The 22,612-nt window shown below is 73.5% G+C and carries 14 protein-coding genes; 6 read left to right on the top strand and 8 right to left on the bottom strand.

Annotated elements, in window-relative coordinates; all coding sequences use genetic code 11:
- The first annotated feature begins 8 nt into the window (after nt 1-8).
- Genes HQN59_RS21605 through HQN59_RS21590 form a run of 4 tightly spaced genes read left to right on the top strand, consistent with a single transcriptional unit; the run spans nt 9 to nt 10,937 of the window.
- Complete coding sequence (locus tag HQN59_RS21605) at nt 9-2,156, top strand: hypothetical protein (protein WP_176071190.1); 2,148 nt, start codon at nt 9-11, stop codon at nt 2,154-2,156.
- Nucleotides 2,153-3,187: a hypothetical protein gene (locus tag HQN59_RS21600; protein WP_176071189.1), complete on the top strand. Its 1,035-nt coding sequence runs from the start codon at nt 2,153-2,155 to the stop codon at nt 3,185-3,187. Before HQN59_RS21605 ends, HQN59_RS21600 begins: the two co-directional genes overlap by 4 nt.
- Nucleotides 3,187-7,281: a hypothetical protein gene (locus HQN59_RS21595; RefSeq protein WP_176071188.1), complete on the top strand. Its 4,095-nt coding sequence runs from the start codon at nt 3,187-3,189 to the stop codon at nt 7,279-7,281. Before HQN59_RS21600 ends, HQN59_RS21595 begins: the two co-directional genes overlap by 1 nt.
- On the top strand, nt 7,278-10,937 hold the full coding sequence (locus HQN59_RS21590; protein ID WP_176071187.1) for a hypothetical protein: 3,660 nt from the start codon (nt 7,278-7,280) through the stop codon (nt 10,935-10,937). Before HQN59_RS21595 ends, HQN59_RS21590 begins: the two co-directional genes overlap by 4 nt.
- Before the next feature lie 25 nt (nt 10,938-10,962).
- On the opposite strand, the gene HQN59_RS21585 is transcribed toward HQN59_RS21590, so the two are convergent.
- From HQN59_RS21585 to HQN59_RS21575, 3 genes are read right to left on the bottom strand one after another with little or no spacing between them, the layout of a single operon-like run.
- Nucleotides 10,963-12,741, bottom strand: a complete 1,779-nt coding sequence (locus tag HQN59_RS21585) for a putative bifunctional diguanylate cyclase/phosphodiesterase (RefSeq protein WP_342451274.1) — start codon at nt 12,739-12,741, stop codon at nt 10,963-10,965.
- Nucleotides 12,738-14,045 carry a sensor domain-containing diguanylate cyclase gene (locus HQN59_RS21580; RefSeq protein WP_176071186.1) on the bottom strand — a complete coding sequence of 436 codons (1,308 nt, stop codon included), beginning with the start codon at nt 14,043-14,045 and terminating at the stop codon, nt 12,738-12,740. Before HQN59_RS21580 ends, HQN59_RS21585 begins: the two co-directional genes overlap by 4 nt.
- A complete protein-coding gene (locus tag HQN59_RS21575) occupies nt 14,045-14,437 on the bottom strand; it encodes a PAS domain-containing protein (protein ID WP_176071185.1) in 393 nt (130 codons plus the stop codon). The genes HQN59_RS21580 and HQN59_RS21575 overlap by 1 nt, the downstream gene beginning before the upstream one ends.
- Nucleotides 14,438-14,914: 477 nt before the next feature.
- Here HQN59_RS21575 and HQN59_RS21570 point away from each other — a divergent pair, with 477 nt between their 5' ends.
- A complete protein-coding gene (locus HQN59_RS21570) occupies nt 14,915-17,077 on the top strand; it encodes a putative bifunctional diguanylate cyclase/phosphodiesterase (protein WP_246295076.1) in 2,163 nt (720 codons plus the stop codon).
- A gap of 84 nt (nt 17,078-17,161) precedes the next feature.
- On the opposite strand, the gene HQN59_RS21565 is transcribed toward HQN59_RS21570, so the two are convergent.
- The gene (locus HQN59_RS21565) at nt 17,162-17,419 is read right to left on the bottom strand and encodes a hypothetical protein (protein ID WP_176071184.1); all 258 of its coding nucleotides are present in this window, start codon (nt 17,417-17,419) and stop codon (nt 17,162-17,164) included.
- Between the two features lie 213 nt (nt 17,420-17,632).
- On the opposite strand from HQN59_RS21565, the gene HQN59_RS21560 reads away from it, so the two are divergent.
- A complete protein-coding gene (locus tag HQN59_RS21560) occupies nt 17,633-17,905 on the top strand; it encodes an HlyU family transcriptional regulator (protein ID WP_176071183.1) in 273 nt (90 codons plus the stop codon).
- A 19-nt stretch (nt 17,906-17,924) separates the two neighbouring features.
- On the opposite strand, the gene fahA is transcribed toward HQN59_RS21560, so the two are convergent.
- From fahA to HQN59_RS21540, 4 genes are read right to left on the bottom strand one after another with little or no spacing between them, the layout of a single operon-like run.
- Nucleotides 17,925-19,241: a fumarylacetoacetase gene (gene fahA, locus HQN59_RS21555; RefSeq protein WP_176071182.1), complete on the bottom strand. Its 1,317-nt coding sequence runs from the start codon at nt 19,239-19,241 to the stop codon at nt 17,925-17,927.
- 19 nt (nt 19,242-19,260) lie between these two features.
- Nucleotides 19,261-20,553 carry a homogentisate 1,2-dioxygenase gene (gene hmgA / locus HQN59_RS21550; protein ID WP_176071181.1) on the bottom strand — a complete coding sequence of 431 codons (1,293 nt, stop codon included), beginning with the start codon at nt 20,551-20,553 and terminating at the stop codon, nt 19,261-19,263.
- On the bottom strand, nt 20,550-20,741 hold the full coding sequence (locus HQN59_RS21545; protein ID WP_176071180.1) for a hypothetical protein: 192 nt from the start codon (nt 20,739-20,741) through the stop codon (nt 20,550-20,552). The genes hmgA and HQN59_RS21545 overlap by 4 nt, the downstream gene beginning before the upstream one ends.
- A gap of 14 nt (nt 20,742-20,755) precedes the next feature.
- Complete coding sequence (locus tag HQN59_RS21540; RefSeq protein ID WP_176071179.1) at nt 20,756-22,468, bottom strand: FAD-dependent oxidoreductase; 1,713 nt, start codon at nt 22,466-22,468, stop codon at nt 20,756-20,758.
- Between the last annotated feature and the right edge of the window lie 144 nt (nt 22,469-22,612).

Below are 22,612 nucleotides of genomic sequence, written 5' to 3'. Positions count from 1 at the left end.
GCACCGCCATGCCCAAGACCGGTCACTTCATCCTGCATTCGAACGTCATGCCGCCGATCACCGCCGGCCGCTACGAGCTCGTCAGCGAGATGAGCGGGGTGCCGTTCGAGGTCGAGCCCGAGCACACGCACTTCCACGTCGCGGCGCCGCGCTACACCATGCCGCCCGAGCAGATCCTGTCGAGCTTCCCGCCGGCCAACGCCGAGGGCGCGTTCGGCGACCGCCTGCCGCAGATCGTGCTGAAGCGTCGCACCCTGCCGTGGGAGCGCAACCCAGCCGGCGGCGCCGGCCCGTCGCCGGTGCCGTGGCTCGCGCTCGTCGTCGTTGCCGAGGGCGAGGCCGAGCTCTCGGGAGCGACGCCGGTGGCCGACTGCGTCACGCCGGGTCTGCAGCCGCCGCTGCCCGACCCTGCCGACAAGGACGTCGAGCAGGGTCTGTACCTCGCCGTCACCGAGACGGTGGTGAAGAAGATCTTCCCCTGCGAGCAGGATCTGCCGCTGCTCGCTCACGTGCGCGAGGTCGACGTGCACGACACCGAACTCGCGAACGGCGACGACGACGGCTTCCTCGCGGTCGTGCTCGCGAACCGGCTGCCCGTGTTCGACGCGGCGAGCGGGCGCGCGGTGCGCTACATGGCGTGCCTCGTCAACGTCGAGGGTCAGCTCGCGGCGCTGCCGAAGCCACAGCCGCCGGTGCCGGTGTTCGAGTGGGCGCTCGCGCAGGACTGGAGCGTGCTCGCGCTGGCCGACGCCGCGGGCGGGCCCGACGTGCAGGTCATGGGCGGCAAGGGGCAGGGCGTGCCGCTCGAGGCGCTGCCGCGCGCCGGGCTCGCGCGCGCGGCAGCCGGCGCTGCAGGTCCCACGGCGCGCGACGCCCCGGCGGGCGTGCCGGGCTCGGCGTTCGCGCGCTTCGCCGCCGCCGGACCCGCCAGCCCGGTCGGGCAGGCGCTCGACGGCGCCGGCGCGCTCGACGAGCCGGCGATCGCCGCGCAGTGGACCTCACGCGGCGTATCGCCCGCGACCCAGACCATCGCCGCCGCCGCGCTCGACCCCGACGCGACCCGCCTCGTGCGCAGCACGATGGGCATCGGCTTTCGCTATCCGATCCAGATCCACGCGCGCGAGAAGGTGTTCCGCTTTCCGGTGCTCGCGCACTGGTCGTTCACCACCAACGAGGGCGCGACCTTCGAGACGCTGCTGCAGGACGTCGACGTCGGCCTGCTCGGCGCCGCGCCGAACCCGACGCCCGCCAAGGCGACCTTGCCCGGACAGCCCGAGCCCGCGTCGCCGCCGCCGCGGCCGGAAGGCCCGGAGGTCGTCGAGACCGGCCACATCGGACTCGACCACACGACGCGGCGCGGCGACGCGGTGCGCGCCTGGTACCGGGGCCCCTGCGTGCCGTTCCCGACGCCGCGTCACGCCGGCACGCAGCCCGACGCTGCGGCCGACGCGGCGCTGCCGCTCGCGCACAGCGCCGATCAGCTGCGCCGCACGATCCCCGACGGGCGCGAGGACCTCGCGCTCGCCGCGGCGTTCGAGATCGGCCGCCTGCTCGCGCTGTCGCAGCTCTCGGTCGTGTCGGCGCTGATGCGCTTCCGGGCCGAGCAGTTCGGCGCCGGGCGCGTGCGCGAGCTGCTGGCCGAGGTGCTGCCGTTTCCGCTGCCGCCGGTCGATGGCGTGGCGCACACGCGGCCGGACCTCGGTCGCTTCGTCGCGCTCGAGATGGTCGGCACGCTGGCACAGAATCCGTCGACCATGCTCGGCCCGCGCCGGCCGATCGCCGACCCGGGCCGCCCGCTCGAGGTCAAGGGCGAGCTCGACACGGTGATCGCCGCCGGCCTCGGCATCGACCTCGCCGCGTTGACCAGGCGCGCGGCCGGCGTCGGCGTGCTCGCCGCGCTCGAAGAGACCGCGGTGCCGCTGGCGCTGAAGCCGGAGCAGGCGACCGGTGGCGCGGCGACGCTGGCGGCCCTGAAGGGCGCGCTGCAGGGCGAGCTCGCGCGCACCCTGCGCGTCGCGCTTCCGCAGGCGGCGGCCGGGCCGGTGATCGGCGCCGGCGCGCCGGTGCGCGGCGCGCCGCGCACCGCGCCGGCCGATGCGCTCGACCAGCTGATCGCCGCGGCGATCGACGATGACGACGAGGAGGTGCAGCCATGAAGTCCGTCATCGGCGCGCAGGTGGCGCTCAAGGCCGCGACGCTGGCGTCCAAGCGCTACGCCGACGTCGCGATCGACGACGACCCCGACGACGGCCTGCACGTGGTGCCGGGCGAGCTGCGTCGCTTTCTCGCGCGCCTGCGCTTGCTCCACGGGGTGCCGTTCTCGTATCTGGTGCCCGACGCCGAGCTGCTGCCGCCCGAGTCGATGCGCTTCTTCTACATCGACCGCGCGTGGACCGATGCTCTCGTGCAGGGCGCGCTCTCGGTCGGCACGGTGTCGAGCGCCGATCGGGCGCTGCTCGAGGCGGTCTACCCGCACATCCGCGACGAGGTCGACGAGGCCGAGCGCACGCTGCGGCGCCCGGCCGGGCAGGAGCGGCTCGAAGGCGCCGGCGGCACCATCACGGGTTTCCTGATGCGTTCGCGCGCGGTCTCCGGCTGGCCCAACCTGCACGTGCGCGCCTACGCGGTCGACGTCGTCGCCGACGACGCGCTCACCACCGCGGCCGAATCCGACCCCAGCCGGCTCAAGGTGCTGCGCATGGAGCGCCTCGCGCCGGCGGTGCTGCTGGTGCTGATCGACGGCGTGCCTGCGGTGGTGCACGTCGAGGAGCCGCGCCAGGGCATCCAGTTCGGCGCCCGGCTCGACGCCGGTGCGCCGCCGTCGAAGCGCGCCGCGCGGGTGCGCTTCCGCGACAAGAACACCGGCAACCTGGTCGGCGCGCCCGATGCGCCGCTCACCGACGCCAACTCCGTGCCGGTGCCGTTCCGCGCCGGCGCGCCGGGTGTCATCGACCTCGCCGAGCTGAACAGGCGTCTCGCGAAGAAGGCGCCACCGGTGCCCGCCGAGGCCACGCCGACGCTCGCGCCCAACGAGTTCGCGCTGCAGATGCTGCGCTTCCCGTATCGGCAGGTGTTCGGCGACCCTGCCAACACGCAGGGGCGGCGGTTCTTCGGCCTCGACACGTTCAGGCCGAAGGTGTCGCTCGCGACCTGGCAGGCCGCGGTCAAGAGCAACCTGGGGCTGTGATGGCGACCCGCAAGCAGGCGGCCGGAAAAGGTCCGACCAAACCCGCGGCGGCGCCGAAGGCGGGCGCGGTTCCGGCCGAGGTCATTCGCGAGGCGGTGCGCGGCAAGCGCTTCCTCGCTGCCGACCGCACCGCCCTCGACGTCGCCGAGATCGCGACCTGGGACCGCTACCTGCTGCGCGAGAGCCGCCTCCTGGTGCCGATGGACGTCCAGGCGCTCTACGTGCCGCCCGGCGACGCTGAGCCGATGGTGCGCCTGCCGATGCTGGTCGCGAACGTCGACGGGGCGCCGGTCAGCGACCCGGAGGCGGGCTTGCCCGACCCGTTCGATCCGGGCCTGCCGCGCCCGCCTGGGGTGCATCTGCACTGGGCCATGCCCGACGCGTTGCTGCGCGGCAGCCTCGCCGAGCGCCCGGATGCAGGCACCAACCGGCTCGCGCTCCCGGTGCTGCCCGACCGCTTCGTCGTGCTGCGCATCCTGCTGCCCAGGGGCGGGTCGGAGCCGGTGCTGACCGGCTGGGTGATCGAGGCCGATCGGGCGGTCGCGGTGCCGCTCGCCGAGTGGCGCGAAGGCCGGGCGGCCGCGGCGGCGGCGCCTGCGGGCGCCCCGATCGCCAGGGCCGATCTGACCGGGACCGTGGGCGGCTCGCTCGCCTGGGCCGGCATCTACGACGCGGTGCTCAACCGCTTCGCGTTCCACGACCCGCTGGCCGACCTCGGCGTCGGGGCGCCGCAGGGCGTGCATGGCGACAGCGCGGCGTACGTCGTCGCGGGCTGGTGGAGCGACCCGGCCTTCGATCCGCTCGACGCCGCGCGCAGCGACGCCAGCCTGCACGAGCTGCTCGAAGGCCTGCGCTGGCGCCTGATGGCCGAGTGGGGCGACGCCAACGCCGAGCGGGCGCGCCAGCAGCAGCAGGACGAGCTCCGCCGCTCGCTCGGCCTGGACACCGCGACCCGCTGGGACATCGAGCGGCCGAGCAAGGTCGCTGCGCGCGCCGCGCCCACGGGCGCGCCGTTCGTGCCGGTCGACAAGACGCTGGTGGTCGCCGACACGATGAAGGTCGCGTCGGCATTCGCGGCGGACGCCGGCCGCCGCTTCGTCGCGCCGGCGTGGCAGCTGCGCTCGTCGCTGCTGCACGGCAGCGTGTACGGCGTGCCGGTCGCCGGCGTCGTCACGGTCGACCGGCGCCCGGCGCCTGGCGACGTCAGCGCGGCTTTGGGGCACCACGACGACGACCTGCTCGCCGCGTTCGCGTCGGCCGCCGGCGCGAGCGCCGAGCAGCGTCGCGCCACCGAGCGCCTGCTCGCCGCGTTCACGGCGCAGAAGGTCTCCGGCCTCGGCAGTGCCGACGGCCTCGTGGCGCTCGAGGAAGCCGAGCACGCCGGCGCGTTCGCCTCGCTGCCGTCGGGCAGCGCGGGCACCGATCGCTTTCTGCAGCGCGTGCAGACCGGCGGCGCGGGCGGTCTCGGCATCGGCCGGCGGCGCGCCGCCGATGTGGTCGGCCTCGCGATGCAGAGCGCCGCGCTCGGCAGGGCCGCCGCAGCGCCGGCTCCGTCGCCGGGCGCCCGCGGGCCGGCCCTCGCGCGCGACAGTGCCGCGTTCGCCGCCGACCTGGTGTTCGCGACCAAGGCCAAGCCGACGCTGATCGAAGCGGGTGCGGCGGTGATCGCCGATCTCGCGCGCTCGCGCGTCGGCGAGGTGCTCGCACCGACCGAGGCGCGCGTGGTGACGCGCCCGGCGCCGCGCTGGACCTTCCCGAGCGAGCCGATGGTGGCGCTGCGCGGTGCCGGGCGCAGCCTGCGCCACGGGAACGACGGCCGCGGATCGGCCGACGGCAAGCTCACCTGCCGCTGGCCCACCCACACGATCACCGAGATCAGCGGCGTGATCGCGCCCGACCGCTTCATCCGCTCGCTCGGCAACGGCAGCGTGCCGGGCGAGGTCCTGCTGCTCGCGCGCGAGGCGCTGCTGCACGACCCGTACCACGACGACTGGATCGCGGCCGCACTGGCGCCTGCCGGCGCGGCGCGGGCGAGCGTGCTGACGCGCCTCAAGGCCGAGTCGGCGCTGCGCTTCGGCGCCGACGGCATCTACGACGGCAGCACCGCGGCACTCGGCCCTAAGCCGCCGCGCGCCGGTCGCGGCAGCCGCGCTGCCGCTCAGCCGCCGGGCGCCGGCGTGCGCGAGCAGCAGACGCGCGTCGCCGACGAGCTGCGGCGCTTCTCGCTCTACCGCGGCGCCGATCCCGACCTGGTGGCGGTCACCGCCTGGGCGCAGCCGTGGGTGCCGCTCTGGCTCGAGTGGCAGGTCGCGGTCGACGGCGTCGACCCGGCGACGCTCGCCGGCTGGCGCCTCGGTGCGGTCGACGTCGAGCACACCGGCGCCCCGATCGACGGCGCGACCGTCACGCTGCGGGGGCGCGCGCTGCTGACCACCGGCGCGGCGCGGACCCTGCACGACGCGATCGATGACTGGCTGCTGAAGGAAGAGGCGCTCGACAAGCCCGGCGCCGGCGGCGGACTCGTCGACGAGGCGACCGAGCAGGCCTACCGCGACCTCGACACGGCGGTGCGCCATCTCGATCTCGTGACCGCGGCGCTCGACGGCGTGCGCACCCAGCTGCTCGGCCTGCCGGTGAGCGACGGCCTGCGCCGCTCGACGAGCGACGGCAGCCTCGTGAACCCGGCCCCGGTCGCTGCGCCGGCGCTGCTGCTCGCCGGCGCCTTGCGCCTCGAGCGCGCTCGGCTGGTCGACGCCTTCGGCCGCACGCTCGAACTGCCGGCCGGCGCGCTCGCCAACGCCATGGTGCCGACGCGGGCCACGCTCGCCGCGCACCCCGGCGCGCTCGCGATGCCGCCGCGCCTGCTGCGCCCGGCGCGCTGGCTGTTCCGGCTGGTCGACGCCGCGACGCCGGTCGGCGCCGAGGGCATCGAGGCACGCGTCGATCAGGTCGACTCGACGCTGCAGGTCAACCCGGTCGCCGGCTTCCTGCTGCCCGACCACCTCGACGAGAGCCTCGAGGTGTTCGGCCTCGACGGCGCGCCGCTCGGCGAGCTGCTGCACGAGGCGGTGAGCGGCGGGGTGGTGTGGGAGATCGCCGCCGGCCGCAGCGGCCCGGCCGACGCGGGCCCGCACCACGACCTGGCGCCGCCGCAGCGCGCGCTCGGCGACTTCGCCGCCGCGCTGGTGGCGGCCGACAGCGCCGCTCGCGGCGGTCGTGCGCTCGCCGGGAGCAGCCTCAAGGAGAGCGCGCTCTCGGCGCTGCTGCGCGCGATCGACACCACGCTCTGGACCGTCGACAGCATGGCCGCGCTCGGCAGCGAGCACGTCGCCGGGCTGGTGGGGCGGCCCATCGCGGTGGTGCGCGCGCAGCTTCGCCTCGAGCTGATGCCGCCGACCGACGTCGACCTCGGCGATCCGGCGCGTGCCGCCGAGTGGGCCGCCGCCGAGCAGGCCGCGCAGCGCCACGCCTTCGCGGTGCGCATCGGCGAACTCACGCGCAGCGACGACGGCGTGCTCGGCTTCTTCGTCGACGACGACTACACGCGGCTGCGCCTCGTCGACAAGGCGATCGCGGCGACCGCCACCGCGGCCGGGCGCAGCCGCGGCCAGCTCGGCCAGCATGCGAAGACGTCGGACATCGAGGTGCCCGATCCGATCGAACACCCGTACGTGTTTCGCGCCGACGAGGCCGACACGCTCGAGCTGCACATCGGGCAGACCGTGACGCTGACGATCCTCATGCATCCGTCGGGCAAGGCCACCCTGAGCTCCGGCATCCTGCCGCGCAAGGCGCTCGCGCTGGCCCGCGACTGGGTCGGCAAAGGCCTGGCCGCGATCGCCCCGTCGCTGCGCACCGGGCCGGTGCTGGTCGAGACCGACCTCGACGCCGAACGCCAGCTGCGCCTGCCGAAGGTGAGCGTGTTCGGCAAGGACCAGAACTTCCTGTGGCGCGACACGCCGGCGAGCTGGCGCACCGACGCCATCCTGGCGGCGACGCAGACGGCGCTGATGCCCGACGAGCCGCCGGCGCTGCGCGAAGGCTGGATCCGCGTCGCGCCGCCCAAGCCACCGGAGCCGGGAGGCTCGACGTGAGCCGCTACGACTGGCCGGCCGACGGCCGCGCCGGCGCGCGCAAGGACGACGACTCGAGCGGCCGGCGTCGCTTCATGGCGCGGCGGCGCCAGGACTTCGACCCCGACGGGGCCATCGGGGCGGCGCGCGGCGAGCGCTCGGCGGGTGGCCCCGCGAGCCGGGCGCCCGCCAGCTCGCGCACGCACCTGTGGATCCCGCTCGGCCCGCAGGTGGTGCTGCAGTCGAGCGCGGGATCGCCGCGCATCAGCGGCCGCATCAACGCGCTCGCAGTGCATCCGCAGGGCGAGCGGCTCTATGCGGCGTCGGCCAACGGCGGCGTGTGGTACTCGGGCGACGGCGGCGCGCACTGGCGCTCGCTCGCCGGTCTTGCCGCGACCGCCACCGCCGGCATCGTGCGGCCGGCGCACCGCAACTCGTGCCACGCGATCGCGGTGCAGTTCGGCGTCACCGAGCTGAGCGACGAGGTCTGGGTCGGCACCGGCGAGGTCAGCACGCCCCTCGACGGCCAGCCCGGCAGCTCGCTGGGCGGCGTCGGCATCCTGCACGCGCTGCACCCGGCCGTGCCCGACGAGCCCGACCCGTGGAAGATCGAGGCGACCAACCTTGCCGGCAGCGGCGTCTACCGGATCGCACTCGAGCCGGGCGGCAGCAGGGTGCTCGCGGCGACCCGCATCGGCCTTTTCCAACGCCCGGCAGGTGGCGGCCTGAACGCGCCATGGGAGCTGGTGCAGGCGGCGCCGTTCGACGCCTACCGCGGCGCGTGCAGCGACGTGCTGTGGACGCCGGCGGTGCCCGGCGGCGCGCCGGCGCGCGTCTGGGTGTGGATGATGAGCGGCAGCGGCGCCGGGCTCTATTGCCGCGACATGACGTCACCGCCCGCCGCTGCGTTCGCACGCGTCGCGTTCGCCGCCGGCAGCCCCGCGGGGACCGCGTACCAGGCGCTGCGCGGCGCGCTCGCGGCGTCGACGCCGCCGAGCCAGGTGTGGGCGGTCTCGGACGCTGGCAGCAACGTGCCGCCCGCCTTGTTCCGCGTGTCCAACACCGCGGCCGCGCCGGCTGCCGCGCCGATCGTCGTGACGCAGGACATCCTCGGGCGTCAGGGCGACTACGACATCGCGATCGACGTCGATCCGGCGGACCCGAACCGGGTCGTGCTCGGCGGCAGTTTTTTCGATTTCACGACGGCCGAGAACGTGAACGTGACCAACGTGGCCGCCGCGATCCTCGTCGGCCACGTGGCGGCGAGCGGCGGCGCGCTGCGGTTCGGCCAGCCGAACCCCGCGTCGACGCTCGGCCTCGGCACCCACCCGGACGTCCACGGCGTCTACTTCAGCAACGCAGGGGCGCGCCTGTGGGCCGCCACCGACGGCGGCGTGTCGCGCTCCGACCGCCACCAGGACGGCGCGGGCGGCGCGGCGCCCACGGTCGCGGCGTTCTACCCGCGCAACGAGGGCCTGCAGGTCGTCGAGAGCAACTACGTCGCGCACAACCCGGTCGCCGAGGGCTGCGTCGCCGCCGGGCTGCAGGACAACGGCAGCGTGCTGCGCCTCTCGAGCAGCGTGTGGAAGCCGGTGCCGCGCATGTCGGGCGACGGCGGCGGGCTGCTGCCGCGCCCGATCAACCCGGAGCACTGGATCTGCCAGTACACCAACGGCAACTGGTCGACCTCGGACAACGTGCTCTCCGATGGCGACATGCTGCGGCGCGGCGCGGTCTCGTCGAGCAACGAGCTGAACGGGTCGGCGTTCTATTCGACCGCGGCCGGCATCGCGACGACGCGCCCGTCGGCGGCCGCGACGCACCAGGTCGGCCAGGTGATCTTCGGCACGACGCGCGTCTGGTACACCGAAGAGACGCGTGCGCTCGCCGGCGCCCCGGCGCCGACCGCGCTCGGCGCGGCCTGGTTCACGCTGCCGACCGGCACCGACCCGCTGCCGGGCGATGCCAACGCGGGCCTGCGCGCCAAGCAGGACGATTTCGGCCAGCAGATCACGGTCTGCCGGTGGCAGGACCGCGACGTCGCCTGGGTGCTCGGCGAGGGCAAGCTGATGCGCTACGCGCGCGTGCCGGGCTCCGACGACGGCGGGCCGCCCGGCACCTGGAGCCGCGAGACCATCATCGTCAAGGACTCGGCGAGCTCGCGGCGCCGCGAGGACCCGCTGCGCGCGTCGGCGGTGTGGACCGATGTCGCGGTCAACCTCGACCCGCCGGCCGCGCCCGGCCAGCCACCACGCGCGCACGGCAGCAAGGGCGCGGTCTACCTCGGCAACATCGGCAAGCCCGGCGACGCCAACGTCGACACGCTGTGGTGGTACGACGGCAGCGGCAAGTGGTTCAAGACGGGGCTGCGCACCGACAGCGCGGGGGTGCCGGCGCCGGTGACCGCGATCGTCTGCGATCCGGCGTTTCCGGACGAGGTGTACGTCGGCACCACCGTCGGCGTGTGGCGCGGGCTGCGCACCCAGATCGACAACGCCGACCCGGCGTGGACCTGGAGCCAGCGCGTCAACGGCCTGCCGGAAGCCGCGGTCGAGGACCTCGCGATCTTCAACGATGGCCAGGTGCGCCTGCTGAGGGCAGCGATCGCGGCGCGCGGCGTGTGGGAGTTGCGCCTCGACCAGCCCGACGTCGTCGACCTGACCTACCTGCGCTGCCACCAGGACGACCTGCGTCACCGCCCGACCGCGGTGGCGCTGCAGAACGACGGCCGCACCGCGCGTTCGTGGCACGGCAGCCCCGACGTGCGGCCGCGTGCGGTCGCCACCGCGATCGCGCGACCGGCCAACCTGCCGTGGGGCCGCCAGGCCAGCGCGGCGCCGGTCATCAACGCGTTCCAGCGCCAGCCGCTGGCGCGCTTCCAGGCCGCGCTGCGCTCGGCGCGCAACGACCCGCGGGTGGTGCCGAACGGGCGCTGGGACAGCTACTTCAGCGAAGTACTGCGCGACCTTGGGGCGCCGGTGGTCGTGATTCCGGCCGCCGGCGCGACGCCGCAGCGCGCGGTGCCCACGATCGACAACGCGCTGTGGGACGCGACCATGGTGGCGCCGCATGCGACCCGGAACCCGTGGGGCGACGGCGCGCCGAGCGAGGCCGACCTGATCGACTTCCACGGCGAGGTACCCGAGGGCCAGGTCGGCGCGGCGTCGATGACGTTCGCGCGCAGCCGCGCAATCGTCGACGTGGTGGTGCATCACCGCGGGCTGCTCGAGCGCCCGGGCGCCGACGTGCGCGTGGTGCTGCTGCGCTGGAGCGGTCCGGCGGCCGCAGTCGCCGGCAACCCCGCGACCTGGACGCTCGGCGATGCCGCGGGCAACGTGCCGTGGACGCTCGCGGTGAACCAGGTCCTCAACAGCGACGCCGGCACCACGGCCATCGCGTTCGGCGGCGGCTGGAGCTTCGTGCGGACCGCCGGGCAGACGCGCCTCTGGAAGACCCCCGGCACGCAGACGCTCGACGCGCTGAACTCGGCGACCGTGCCCTTCGAGGTCGACCTGGTCACCGGCGTGCCGGCCGGCCGCGTGGTGGTGCTGGTCGCGGTGCTGCGTGCCGGCGTCGGCGCGTCGGCCGACGTCGCCTTGCCGGCCGCGATCACGCTGCCGCAGCTCGCTCTCACGAGCCCGAACGTGGCGGTGCGTTCGCTGCACCTCACGCCGTAGCCGGCGCGCGACGCTCCGCCAGGCGTCAGGCGGTCGCGTCGCCCCTGACCCAGCGCGCCAGCACGTCCGCCGGCAGCGGCGGGCTGAACAGGTAGCCCTGACCCTTGCGGCAGCCGAGCGCGTGCACGCTTGCCGCCTGCGCGGCGGTCTCGATGCCTTCGGCGACCGTTCCCATGTGCAGGCTCTCGGCGACACGCACGGTCGCCTCGATCAGCACCCGGTGGTGCGCGCTGTCGACGGCCTGGCTGACGAACGAGCGGTCGATCTTCACCACGCCGACCGGCAGCAGGTGCAGGCTCGCGAGGGACGAATAGCCGGTGCCGAAGTCGTCGAGCGCCAGGCTGAGGCCGAGCTCGCGCAGCTCGTGGAGGCTGGCCTGCACCGCCTGATCCTGTGCGGCGAGGCTCTCGGTCACCTCGAGCTGCAGCTGGCGCGGGTCGATGCCCGTCTCGCGCAGGATCGCCGCCACGCGCGCGGTGAAGCCCGCCTCGCGCAGCTGCCCGCGCGACAGGTTGACGGCGAGCAGCCGAGGCGCGTCGTCGGCGAGCTCGCGCTGCCAGGTGACGAACTGGCGGCACGCCGCTTCGAGGACGAACGCGCCGAGCTCGCCGATCAGGCCGGATTCCTCGGCGACGCCGATGAACTCGATCGGCGGCACCACGCCACGCGTCGGGTGCTGCCAGCGCACCAGCGCCTCGACGCCGGCGTTGCGCTCGACCGCGAGCGAGCCGGGCGGCCCCGCGAGCCCGACCACCGGCTGGTAGACGACGAACAGCTCGCCGAGCTGCAGCGCGCGGCGCAGATCGGCCTCGATCCCGCCGCGGCGTGCCGCGCGCTCGCGCATCGCCGGCTCGAAGCGAGCCGGCCGGCCGCCGCCGGCGCGCTTGGCCTCGACCATCGCGATGCTCGCGTCCTGCAGCACCGCATCGGCATCGCCGTGCGCGTCGGAGCCGGCGAGCACGCCCATGCTGAGCGCGCAGTGCAGCTGGCGCCCACCGAGCGGGTACGGGCGGTTCAGCGCATCGAGCAGCCGCTCGGCGATCGCGTCGAGGTCGCCGGCGCGCCGTACGCCGCGCACCAGCACGACGAACTCGTCTCCGCCGACTCGTGCGGCGACGCTGTCGCCGCGGGCGCGACCGACCGCGTCGCCTTCGCGCAGCGTGCTGCGCAGGCGCCCGGCAATCAGGTTCAGCAGTTCGTCGCCGGCAGCCGGGCCGAAGGCGTCGTTGATCTGCTTGAAGCGGTCGCAGTTGAGGAAGAGGACGGCGTAGCCGTCGCCCGCCGCGCCCATCGCCGCCTGGATGAGGTCGCGGATCGCGGCGCGGTTCGGCATCTGCGTCAGGGCGTCGACGCGGGCGGCGGCGCGCAGCCGCGTCGCCAGCACCTTCTGCTCGCGCTGCACCTCGCCGGTGATGTCGGTGATCATCGCCATCAGCCGTGCGTCGTCGAGCTTGAGCAGGCTGAACGACAGCACCTGCGGTTCGGCCGAGGCCGCGCCGGCGGCGACGCTGAGGCGCGTCGAGTCGCAGATGAGCCCGCTCGGGTCGCTGCAGCGGGCGACCGCGTCACCGAGGTCCGGCAGCACGTGACGGAGGGTCGCGAACAGGTTGTCGAGGCTGGCGTCGCGCGCGAGCGGCATCAGCAGGTTGGCCGCCATCGGGTTGATCATCTCGATCGAGCCGTCGCGCGCGAGCTGTGCCAGCCCCACCGGAGCACGGTAGAGAAACTGCATCAGCGCTTCGTGCGCGGCGTCGGCCGCCGCCGCCGCCGGCCCTTCGCTCGGGCTCAGGAGGTCGGTGATCACGTTGCCCAGCACTCGACCCGGTTGCGGCCGGCACGCTTGGCGGCGTAGAGCGCCTCGTCGGCCCGCCGCAGCAGCGCATCGACGCCGGTCACGTCGGGCGCCATCGTCGCGACGCCGACGCTCAGCGTGACCTGCACCGGTCCGCCCTCGGCCATGGTCGAGCGGGCCGCGACCGCGGCACGCAGCGCGTCGGCGGCGGTGACCGCGCCCTCGAGGCCGGTCGACGGCAGCAGCACGGCGAACTCCTCGCCACCGATGCGCGCCACCACGTCGACTTCGCGGAACAGGGTGCCGAGCGTGAGGGCGACGTCGCGCAGCACCGCGTCGCCGACCGCGTGGCCGCGCGCGTCGTTGACCGCCTTGAAGTGGTCGATGTCGACGTAGAGCAGCGACAGCGGGCGCGGTGCCCGCGTCCAGCGTGCGAACTCGAGCTCGGCGAGCTCGAAGAAGGTGCGCCGGTTGGCGACACCGGTGAGGTGGTCGCAACTGATCGCGCGTCGGTGCTCCTCGGCCTTCACCCGCTTGTCCGTGATGTCGCGCAGCACCAGGCAGTAGCCGGCGTCGTCGGCGGGAGCCGGGCGGTCGGTGCTGCCTGCGCTCTCGGGTAGCACCGCGAGCATGGCGCTGCACCAGAAGCGGCTGCCGTCGGCCTTGAGGCGCCAGCCGTCGTCGAGACTCCAGCCGTTCTCGTCGGCCTCGGCGAGGCGATCGGCGACTCGCTCCGGCGTCATCGAGCCGGGCGGGTAGAAGAGCGCGTACGACGCGCCGATCACCTGCTCGCGGCTGAAGCCGGTGACGCGGCCGATGCTGTCGTTCCAGTCGTCGATGCGGCCGTCGCGGTCGAGCGAGACCAGCGCGTAGTCGCTCACGCCGGTGAGGATGGCATTGAGCCAGGCCTCGTTCTGGCGGGCGAGCCGCTCGCGCCGTACCTGCTCGGTGATGTCGCTGAGCACGGCCATCAGCCGGTTCGAATCGAGCTTGACCAGCGTCAGCGCGAGCATCTGCGGGTCCGATCGACCCGGCACGCCGGCGCTCACCTGGATGCGCAAACCGTCGCAGATCACCCCGCGCGGCGCCGGGTAGGCGTCGACGCGGGCGCGCAGGTCGGGCGCGACGCCCTGCAGCGCGCCGAACAGGTTGCTCAGGTCGCCGAAGGGTGCGAGCGGCATCAGCAACTGCGCGGAGATCGGGTTGATCATCCCGATCTCGCCGTCGAGGCGCGTCTGCACCAGCCCGACCGGCGCGAGGTAGAGGAACTGGATCAGCGCCTCGTGGTCCTCGGCCGTGGCATCCGCCAGCGACATCACGCCGGCCGCAGGACCAGGACGTAGCGCAGCGCCGCGCCGGGCGCGGCGAGCAGGCGCAGCTTCACCTTGACCGGCTTCATGCGCAGCGTGAGCACGTAGTCGATGGTGACGTCGAGCGCCTCGCCGAGCATCATCGCGTCGTCGAGGCGCTGCGCGACCATGAAGTTGTTCATGCACGGGGCGACGCTCGTGAACATCGGCTGGCCGAGCACCCGGTGCGGACTGAGGCCCGCCATGCGCGACTCGGGCGCGTTGTAGCGCCGCACGGCACCGTCGGCGTCGATGCCGATGACGCCGAAGTCGAGGTCGTCCAGGGTGTCGTCGTTCATGGCGTCGATCGCCGGCAGGGCGTCGACGGCGTCGAATGCAAGGGTCAGGACCGCGCTCATCTTTCAACTCCGAAAAAGCCGTCGGCATGACGGCGCGCCCTGCCTTTCGGCCGATCGGGCGCGTTCTGGAGGTTGGGCGACGCGCGGCGAGACAAAACGCACGCGGCGTGCCGCGCGGGCGCGTGGCCGGCGCAGGTCGGGCTGGGCGCGGCGCCCGTCGAACGCCAGGATCGCGCTCGCGATCGGCGCCGGGCGGCAGGCGATGCCGGTCGCCGACGCCGCGACAGTCTTGCCGGCAGGGCCGGCGCAAGCGCTGCGCAGCGGATCGGCCGACGCAGCGTGCCGTGTTCGACGCCGGCGCCCGCGGCGAGCGCGCGCACGGTGGGGCGGGGGGACCCGCTCGCGTTCGGCGGCGCCCGCATCGAGGCGCCGATCTGGTCGGTGTTCCGGGCCTTCACGCGGCGATCGACCGAGCCGGGCGGCCGCTAACCTCGCTCCACCTCGCCAATCCGCGTTCCGCCCGGCGCGCCCGAACCCTTGAACTTTCTCGTTCCCAGCTACGACCCGTGGGTGGTGTTCGGCTCGATCGCCGTCGCCGTGCTCGCGTCCTACGTGGCACTCGACCTTGCCGACCGCATGCGCGGGCAGGAGCGCACGGCCGGCCTCGCATGGTGGGGCGGCGGCTCGGTCGCGCTCGGCAGCGGCATCTGGTCGATGCACTTCGTCGGCATGCTGGCGTACTCGGTGCCGATCGACCTGCGCTACACGTACGGGCTCACGCTGCTGTCGTGGATCGCCGCGGTCGCGGTGTCGGGTGTCGCGCTCTTCATCGCGAGCCGCGGGCGCCTGACGGTGCGGCGCCTGGTCGCCGGATCGACGGCGATGGCGGCCGGCATCTGCGCGATGCACTACACCGGCATGGCGGCGATCGACGTCGCTCCGGGCATCGTCTGGAACGTGCGCCTCGTCGCCGCGTCGATCGGCATCGCGATGCTGGCGTCGGCGGGCGCGCTGCTGGTCTTCTTCGGCCTGCGCACGTTCTCCGGGAACGAACGCCGGCTCCTCATGTTCGGCCTGCGCCTCGCCGCCGCGATCGCCTTCGGGCTCGCCATCAGCGCGATGCACTACACCGGCATGGCCGCCGCGAGCTTCGTCGAGGGCAGCATCTGCCGCAGCATCGACACCGTCGGCGGCGACGGCCTGGGTGCACTGGTCGTGCTCTCGTCGGGTCTCATCCTCGGCCTCACCCTGTTCACCTCGGCGCTCGACCGGCGCCTGCGCGACACCAGCGTGCGCCTCGCCGGCTCGCTGATGATCGCCAACGAGGAGCTGCAGCGCCTTGCGCTGCACGACGCCTTGACCGGTCTGCCGAACCGGGCCCTCTTCGAGGACCGCATGGCGCACGCGGTGGCGCGGCATCGCCGCGAGGCCACGCGTGCCGACGAACGCCATGCCGAGCGGCTGGTGGTCATGTTCATCGACCTCGACGGCTTCAAGCCGATCAACGACTCGTTCGGGCATGCCGCCGGCGACCAGCTGCTGGTCGAGGCGGCGAGCCGGCTGCGCGAGGGCGCGCGCGAGGGCGACACCATCGCCCGCATCGGCGGCGACGAGTTCGTGCTGCTCGCCGAAGGGGTGTTCAGCACCGACGACGCGGTGCGCACCGCGCGCCGCGTGGTCCATGCCATCGGCTTGCCGTTCAACCTGGGCGGTCGCCAGGTCAGCGTCTCGTGCTCGGTCGGGATCGCGGTCTATCCGGACCACGGCCCGCCCGAGCGTCTGCTCGCCAACGCCGACGCCGCGATGTACGCGGCCAAGCAGGGCGGCGGTTCGCGCCACGTGCTGTACGAGGCGCGCATGGAAAGCGACGCGCGCGATCAGGTCGAACTGCAGGCCGACCTGCGCAGCGCAGTCGCACGCGGCGAGTTCGAGCTGCATTACCAGCCCAAGGTCAACAGCCAGCGGCGTCGCATCGGCAGCGTCGAGGCACTGCTGCGCTGGCACCATCCGACGCGCGGCTCCATCCCGCCGAACGTGTTCATCCCGATGGCCGAGCGCTTCGGCCTCATCGGCGCGATCGGCGACTGGGTCGTCGACGAGGCCTGCCGGCAGATCGCCGCCTGGGCCGACCAGGGCCTGCGGATGCGCGTCGCGATCAACGTCTCGCCGCACCAGCTGCGCCAGGGCAACCTCGTCGAGCGCATCGAGGCGGCGCTCGCGCGCCACGCCGTGGACCCGGCGCAGCTGATGTGCGAGATCACCGAGTCAGCCGCGATGGAGGACGTGAGCGAGACCCAGCGCGCGTTCGACGGCCTGGCGCGCGCCGGCGTGTTCCTCTCGATCGACGACTTCGGAACCGGGTACTCGAGCCTGAGCTATCTGCGCCAGCTGCCCGCGCGTCAGCTCAAGATCGACCGCAGCTTCATCCAGGACCTCGAGACCAGCGGCGACGCTCGCGCGGTGGTCGACGCGGTGATCCGCCTCTCGCACGCGCTCGGCTTGCGCGTGGTCGCCGAAGGCGTCGAGACGGCGGGGCAGTCGGAGATCCTGATCGATCTCGCCTGCGACGAGCTGCAGGGCTACTTCTTCGCCAAGCCGATGAGCGCGGACGCGCTGGTGGGCTGGGCTCGCGGCGAGCGGCCGCGCGGAACGGTCGACTTCTCGCCGTCGATGCTGCTCGACCAGACGGTGTTCGGCTGAGCAGGCCGGGGGCGATGCGGGTGCGTCAGCGCAGCGGCGGGTGGCGGAGGGCGCGGGGTCGCGAGGCGCGGCGCCCGCGAGCGCTCAGCGCGGGCCGGCCGGCCGGAAGCCGTGGTCGCGCTCGCCCGGGGTGGTGTGCAGCAGATCGCCGGCGCGCACGCGGCGGACCGACCACATGTAGTCGCGCATCGCCAGATCCATGTCGCGGATCGCCTTGCGGATCGCGCCGAAGTCCGGGCGCGGCGTTCCCGGCTTGTCGAGCAGATCGAGAAGCCGGTCGACCTCGCTGCGCCACGCCGCGTAAGGCTCTTCCAGGCTTCGTCGGCGTACTTCCATGCCCATGCCTACCTCCAAACTGATGGGCCGCCTTTTACTGCGCCGTCCTTCGTGCGACGGCAGCGCAGGCAGCGCGAGCGTGGCAAATGTCTCACATGCGGGCGCCGCGGGAGCCCGGTCCGACCAATGGACGCGTGAACGCAACGCCGGCTGCAACAATCGGCTACACCCGTGCGGCGCGCCCCCTCGCTGCCGGCAGCGTGCGGAGGATGACGCCGCGTGACCGAAACGACCGCGATGGAACCGTTCACCTACAAGGGCTACCGGCTGACCGTGACGAGCGTTGCGCTCGACACCGGCTTCAAGGCATCGGTGGCGATCGTCGGGCTCGAGGGCGGTCGCCTGCGCTCGCAGCGCTTCCTCGACGTCGAGCCCTGCGACGAGGAAGCCGACGCCATCGCCTCCGCGGTGGTCGAGGCCGAAGCCTGGATCGACCGCGAGGGCGGCGCGGTGCGCAGCGGCACCCACACCGGCTTCCTGCCGCTCGACTGAGCGTTCCCGCCGGGCACCGTCAGCCGCGCGCCGGCAGCACCGTGCCGCGGCAGGCGCCGAAGCCGATGCGCGCCGCGCCCGGCGCTTCGCACCAGCCGCGCAGCTCGACCGTGTCGCCGTCTTCGACGAACGTGCGCGTCTCGCCGTCGGGCAGGGCGATCGGCTGCTTGCCGCCCACCGTGAGTTCGATCAGCGCGCCGGCCTGATCGAGCGTCGGCCCCGAGAGCGTGCCGCTGCCGAACAGGTCGCCCGGCTGCAGGTTGCAGCCGTTGACCGTGTGGTGGGCGACCATCTGGGCGATCGTCCAGTACGCGTGCCGGTAGCTCGTGCGTGCCAGCGAGAAGCCGACGGCACCGCTCTGCCGCATGCGCTCGGTCTCGAGCACGACCTCGAGCTGCAGGTCGATCGCGCCGTGCGCGCGGTTGGCCGGCGAGTCGAGATAGGGCAGCGGCTGCGGGTCGCCCTCCGGCCGCTCGAACGCCACCCGATACGGCGCGAGCGCCTCCAGCGTGACGATCCACGGCGAGATCGTCGTCGCGAAGTTCTTCGACAGGAACGGCCCAAGCGGCTGGTACTCCCAGGCCTGGATGTCCCGCGCCGACCAGTCGTTGAGCAGGCACACGCCGAACACGTGCGACTCGGCGCCTTCGATCGCGATCGGCTCGCCGCTCGCGTTGCCGGTGCCGACGAAGATGCCGAGCTCGAGTTCGTAGTCGAGGCGGCGGCTCGGCCGCAGCGCCGGTGCCGACTCGCCCGGCAGCATGGTCTGACCGATCGGGCGCGGGAAACGCTGGCCCGAGACGGCGATGCTCGACGAGCGGCCGTGGTAGCCGATCGGGACCCACTTGTAGTTCGGCAGCAGCGGGTTGTCGGGGCGGAACTGCCGGCCGATGTTGGTCGCGTGGTGGACCGACGTGTAGAAGTCGGTGTAGTCGCCGATGCGCGCGGGGACCGCGTATTCGGCATCGGCTTGCGCCACCAGCAGCGGCCCGAGCGCCGCCTCGCGTCCGGAGCCGACGCGCAGCGCGCGCGACAACGCCAGGCGCAGCGCCGACCAGGCGGCCGGGCCGAGTGCCATCAGCGCGTTCAGCGTGTCGCCGGCCGCGGCCTGCGCCGCATGCGCCGCGCTGCCCTCGAAGACGCCGGCGCTCGCCGCGGCGCCGAGGTCGACGATGCGGTCGCCGATCGCGACGCCGCCGCGAAACGGCTCGTCGCTGCCGGCGCGCCGGAACACCGCGAACGGCAGGTTCTGGATCGGAAAATCGGTGCCGGCGGCGTTGGCCGAGTCGACCCAGCTGGTGAGCGCCGGATCGTGGGTTTCGTTCAGTGCGTGCATGGGGGGCCTCGGTTCGGGTTCAGCGGCGCGTCGGGTCGAAGTGCTTCTCGAGCCCCTGCCAGCAGCGGAAGTACTCGTGCTGCAGCTGGGCCGATTCGAGCGCGTGGCGCGACACGCGGATCAGCTCGGGCGTCTCGAACATGAACGCCATGGTGTCGGACACGCGATGTGGCTGCGTGGTGTCGGAGCGGCTCGCCTTCTCGAAGGTGTCGGCGTCCGGCCCGTGGCCGCTCATGCGGTTGTGCAGCGACGCGCCACCCGGCACGAAGCCCTCGGCCTTGGCATCGTACGCGCCATGAATGAGGCCCATGAACTCGCTCGCGAAGTTGCGATGGAACCAGGGCGGCCGGAACGTGTTCTCGGCGACGAGCCAGCGCGGCGGAAAGATCACGAAGTCGAGGCTGTCGACGCCCGGGGTGTCGCTCGGCGCCTGCAGCACCAGGAAGATCGACGGGTCGGGGTGGTCGTAGCTGATCGAGCCGAACGTGTTGAAGCGGCGCAGGTCGTACTTGTACGGCGCGTAGTTGCCGTGCCAGGCGACCACGTCGAGCGGCGAGTGGCCGATGCGCGCGCGCCAGAGCGCGCCGTCGAACTTGGCGACGAGCTCGAAGTCGCCCTCGCGGTCCTCGTAGGCGGCGACCGGCGTCTGGAAGTCGCGCGGATTGGCCAGACCGTTCGAGCCGATCACGCCGAGGTCCGGCAGGCGCAGCAGCGCGCCGAAGTTCTCGCAGACGTAGCCCCGCGCGGCCTCGCCGTGCAGGTGGACCTGGAAGCGCACGCCGCGCGGGACGACGACGATCTCCTGTGGCTCGACCTCCAGCACGCCGAGCTCGGTCGCGATCGTCAGGGTGCCCTGCTGCGGCACGATCAGCAGCTCGGCGTCGGCGTCGTAGAAGAAGCGCTCCATCGATCGGTTGGCCGCGTAGAGGTGGATCGCGCAGCCGGCGTTGCCCCCCATCGTGACCAGGCCGTCGACGAAGTCGGTCGGCTCGGTCGGCAGCGGGAGCGGGTCCCAGCGCAGCTGGTTCGGCGGCGTCGCGACCTCGTCGAAGCGGTTGTGCAGCGCGCCCGACGGCAGCGGCTCGAACGGGAGGTGCACCGCCGCCGGCCGGATGCGATAGAGCCACGAACGACGGTTCGAGTGACGCGGCGCGGTGAACGCGGTGCCCGAGAGCTGCTCGGCGTAGAGCCCGTAGGCCGCGCGCTGCGGCGAGTTGCGGCCGATCGGCAGCGCGCCGGGCAGCGCCTCGGTGGCGAACTCGTTGGCGAAACCGCTCATGTACTGCAGCGGCTGGCGGTCGTTGAGGGTCATGGCGTCACCTCCGGAGTCAGGTTGCGGGCCGCCTCGTCGACGAGGCGCGACACCACGTCCGCGTCGCCGATGCGGACCGTGGCGAGCAGCGCGAACCGGGCGAGAAAGAGCGGGGCGTCGGCCTCGCCGAGCGCCGTCATCGTCGTGCAGAGGCGCGTGTAGATGGCGTCGAGTTCGTTATCGAGCATGGCAGGTCCTCGGTTCACGGATCGAGCGCGTGCTCGATCGCGGCAGCGACCTCGTCGGCGGGCGGCGCCTCATGCCAGCGCGCGAGCACGTGGCCGTCGGGCCGGACGAGGTAGAGCGTGCCGACATCGGCACCGTACATCGGAAAGAGTCGCCCGGTGTGATCCCAGGCGTGTTCCCCAGAGCCGGCCGCGCCGAGGTGGCGCGCCACCGCCACGACCCGCAACGGCACGCCGCGCGCGGCGAGGCGCTCGGCGAGCGCCGTCAGCTCGGCGGGCACGCGGGCGTCGTCGCCGAAGGCGAGGGCGGTGAAGCAGGTGCCGATCAGGTCGGTGAGGTGCCCTGCGCGCGGCACCGTCCGCTCGCCGTTGGCGAGCATGACCGGGCACTCGGGCAGCACCGCGCCCGGTTTCGGGCCGGCACTGAACGCCGCCGAGCGCCCGGGGGCCGCATTGAGCGGCGAGTCCGCGTAGGTGATGGCCGAGGTCTGGCGCGGGTTGATCAGCGAGCGCACCTCCGGGTGATCGATGGCGAGGCCGAGCACCGCCTTGCGCATGAGGTCGAACGCGAACGACGGCGGCGCCATGAACTCGGTGCTCTTGGTGCCGTAGCTCAGGTTCTCGTGGGTGGCGGCCACGCGCTCGTCGGAGTAGCTCTCGAGCAGGCGCTCGGAGGCGACGCCCTTGACCACGAGCGCGAGCTTCCACGCCAGGTTGTCGGCGTCGTCGATGCCCGAGTTGGCGCCGCGCACGCCGAAGATCGGCACCAGGTGGGCGGCGTCGCCGGCGAACAGGAAGCGGCCGTGCCGGTAGCGGTCGAGCGTCAGCGCATTGGCCTTGTAGATCGTGATCCAGATCGGCGACCAGGCGCTCGTCTCGCCCATCATGTCGAGCAGGCTCTGCACGCGCGGGAGCACGTTCTCGGGCTTGACGGCCTCGCCCGGGTCCTCGTCGTCGCGCACCTGGTAGTCGATGCGCCAGACGTTGTCGGGCTGCTTGTGCACGAGCACCGTCGAGCCCGGGTTGCACGGCGGGTCGAAGTAGGCGAGGCGCTCGGTCGGGCGGCTGCTGTCGAGCAGGATGTCGACGATCACGTAGCGGCCTTCGTAGCTCGTGCCCTGCAGCGCGAGGCCGAGCGACTCGCGCACGAAGCTGCGGCCGCCGTCGGCGGCGACCACCCAGTCGGCTTCGAGCCGATACTCGCCGGCCGGCGTCGCGATGGTCAGGCGTGCGCCGTCGGCGAGGCGCTCGACCGCGGTGACGCGGCTTTGCCAGCGAATGTCGATCAGCTCGCTCTGCTCGGCCTTGTCGAGCAGGATCTGCTCGATGTGGTACTGGGCCAGGTTCACCATCGGCGGCAGCTTCTGGTTCTCGTCCTGCGGCATCAGGAAGTGCAGCACCTCCTGGTCGCGGTAGAAGCTGCGCCCGCCGGTCCACGGCAGGCCGATCTCGAGGAACCCCTCGGCGGCGTCGAGGCGATCCATGATCTCGAGGCTGCGCCGCGAGATGCAGATCGCGCGGCTGCCGGAGCAGACCGACTCGTCGGCCTCGAGCAGCACCACCGGCACCCCGTGGCGGGCGAGACCGAGCGCGGCGGTGGTGCCGACCGGGCCCCCGCCGACCACCACCACGGGATGCCGGCGCGGCTCGACGCCGCCTTCGAGTGCCGGCAGCGCCGCGGCGTGCGGCACCGGCGTGAAGGGGTAGGGAACGAACTCGGGCTGCGCCATCGCGGCTCCTGGTTTGGTTGTGCGCGCAACCATTATTGGGCGTCTCGCCGCGCCGCGCAACGGGTCCGGCGCAATTCGTTGCGGCCGCAACCAACTCGGGGTACATTCGTGCAGCGCCGCCGCCCGCGGCGACCCTCCACCTTC

This window comes from Rhizobacter koreensis, from assembly GCF_013366375.1.
GTDB classification, from domain to species: domain Bacteria; phylum Pseudomonadota; class Gammaproteobacteria; order Burkholderiales; family Burkholderiaceae_C; genus Schlegelella_A; species Schlegelella_A koreensis.
Note: the sequence above shows the minus strand (reverse complement) of the source record. Positions and strands in the feature narration are given on the sequence as shown.

Bases quoted from the DNA above. Each gene is read 5' to 3' on its own strand.
- hmgA (WP_176071181.1), bottom strand. From the start codon at position 20,553: ATGACCCTCAACGACCGCCAGCCGCTGCAGTACATGAGCGGTTTCGCC.
- HQN59_RS21605 (WP_176071190.1), top strand. From the start codon at position 9: ATGCCCAAGACCGGTCACTTCATCCTGCATTCGAACGTCATGCCGCCG.
- HQN59_RS21575 (WP_176071185.1), bottom strand. From the start codon at position 14,437: ATGAGCGCGGTCCTGACCCTTGCATTCGACGCCGTCGACGCCCTGCCG.
- HQN59_RS21580 (WP_176071186.1), bottom strand. From the start codon at position 14,045: ATGTCGCTGGCGGATGCCACGGCCGAGGACCACGAGGCGCTGATCCAG.
- HQN59_RS21565 (WP_176071184.1), bottom strand. From the start codon at position 17,419: ATGGGCATGGAAGTACGCCGACGAAGCCTGGAAGAGCCTTACGCGGCG.
- HQN59_RS21600 (WP_176071189.1), top strand. From the start codon at position 2,153: ATGAAGTCCGTCATCGGCGCGCAGGTGGCGCTCAAGGCCGCGACGCTG.
- HQN59_RS21595 (WP_176071188.1), top strand. From the start codon at position 3,187: ATGGCGACCCGCAAGCAGGCGGCCGGAAAAGGTCCGACCAAACCCGCG.
- HQN59_RS21540 (WP_176071179.1), bottom strand. From the start codon at position 22,468: ATGGCGCAGCCCGAGTTCGTTCCCTACCCCTTCACGCCGGTGCCGCAC.
- fahA (WP_176071182.1), bottom strand. From the start codon at position 19,241: ATGCACGCACTGAACGAAACCCACGATCCGGCGCTCACCAGCTGGGTC.
- HQN59_RS21545 (WP_176071180.1), bottom strand. From the start codon at position 20,741: ATGCTCGATAACGAACTCGACGCCATCTACACGCGCCTCTGCACGACG.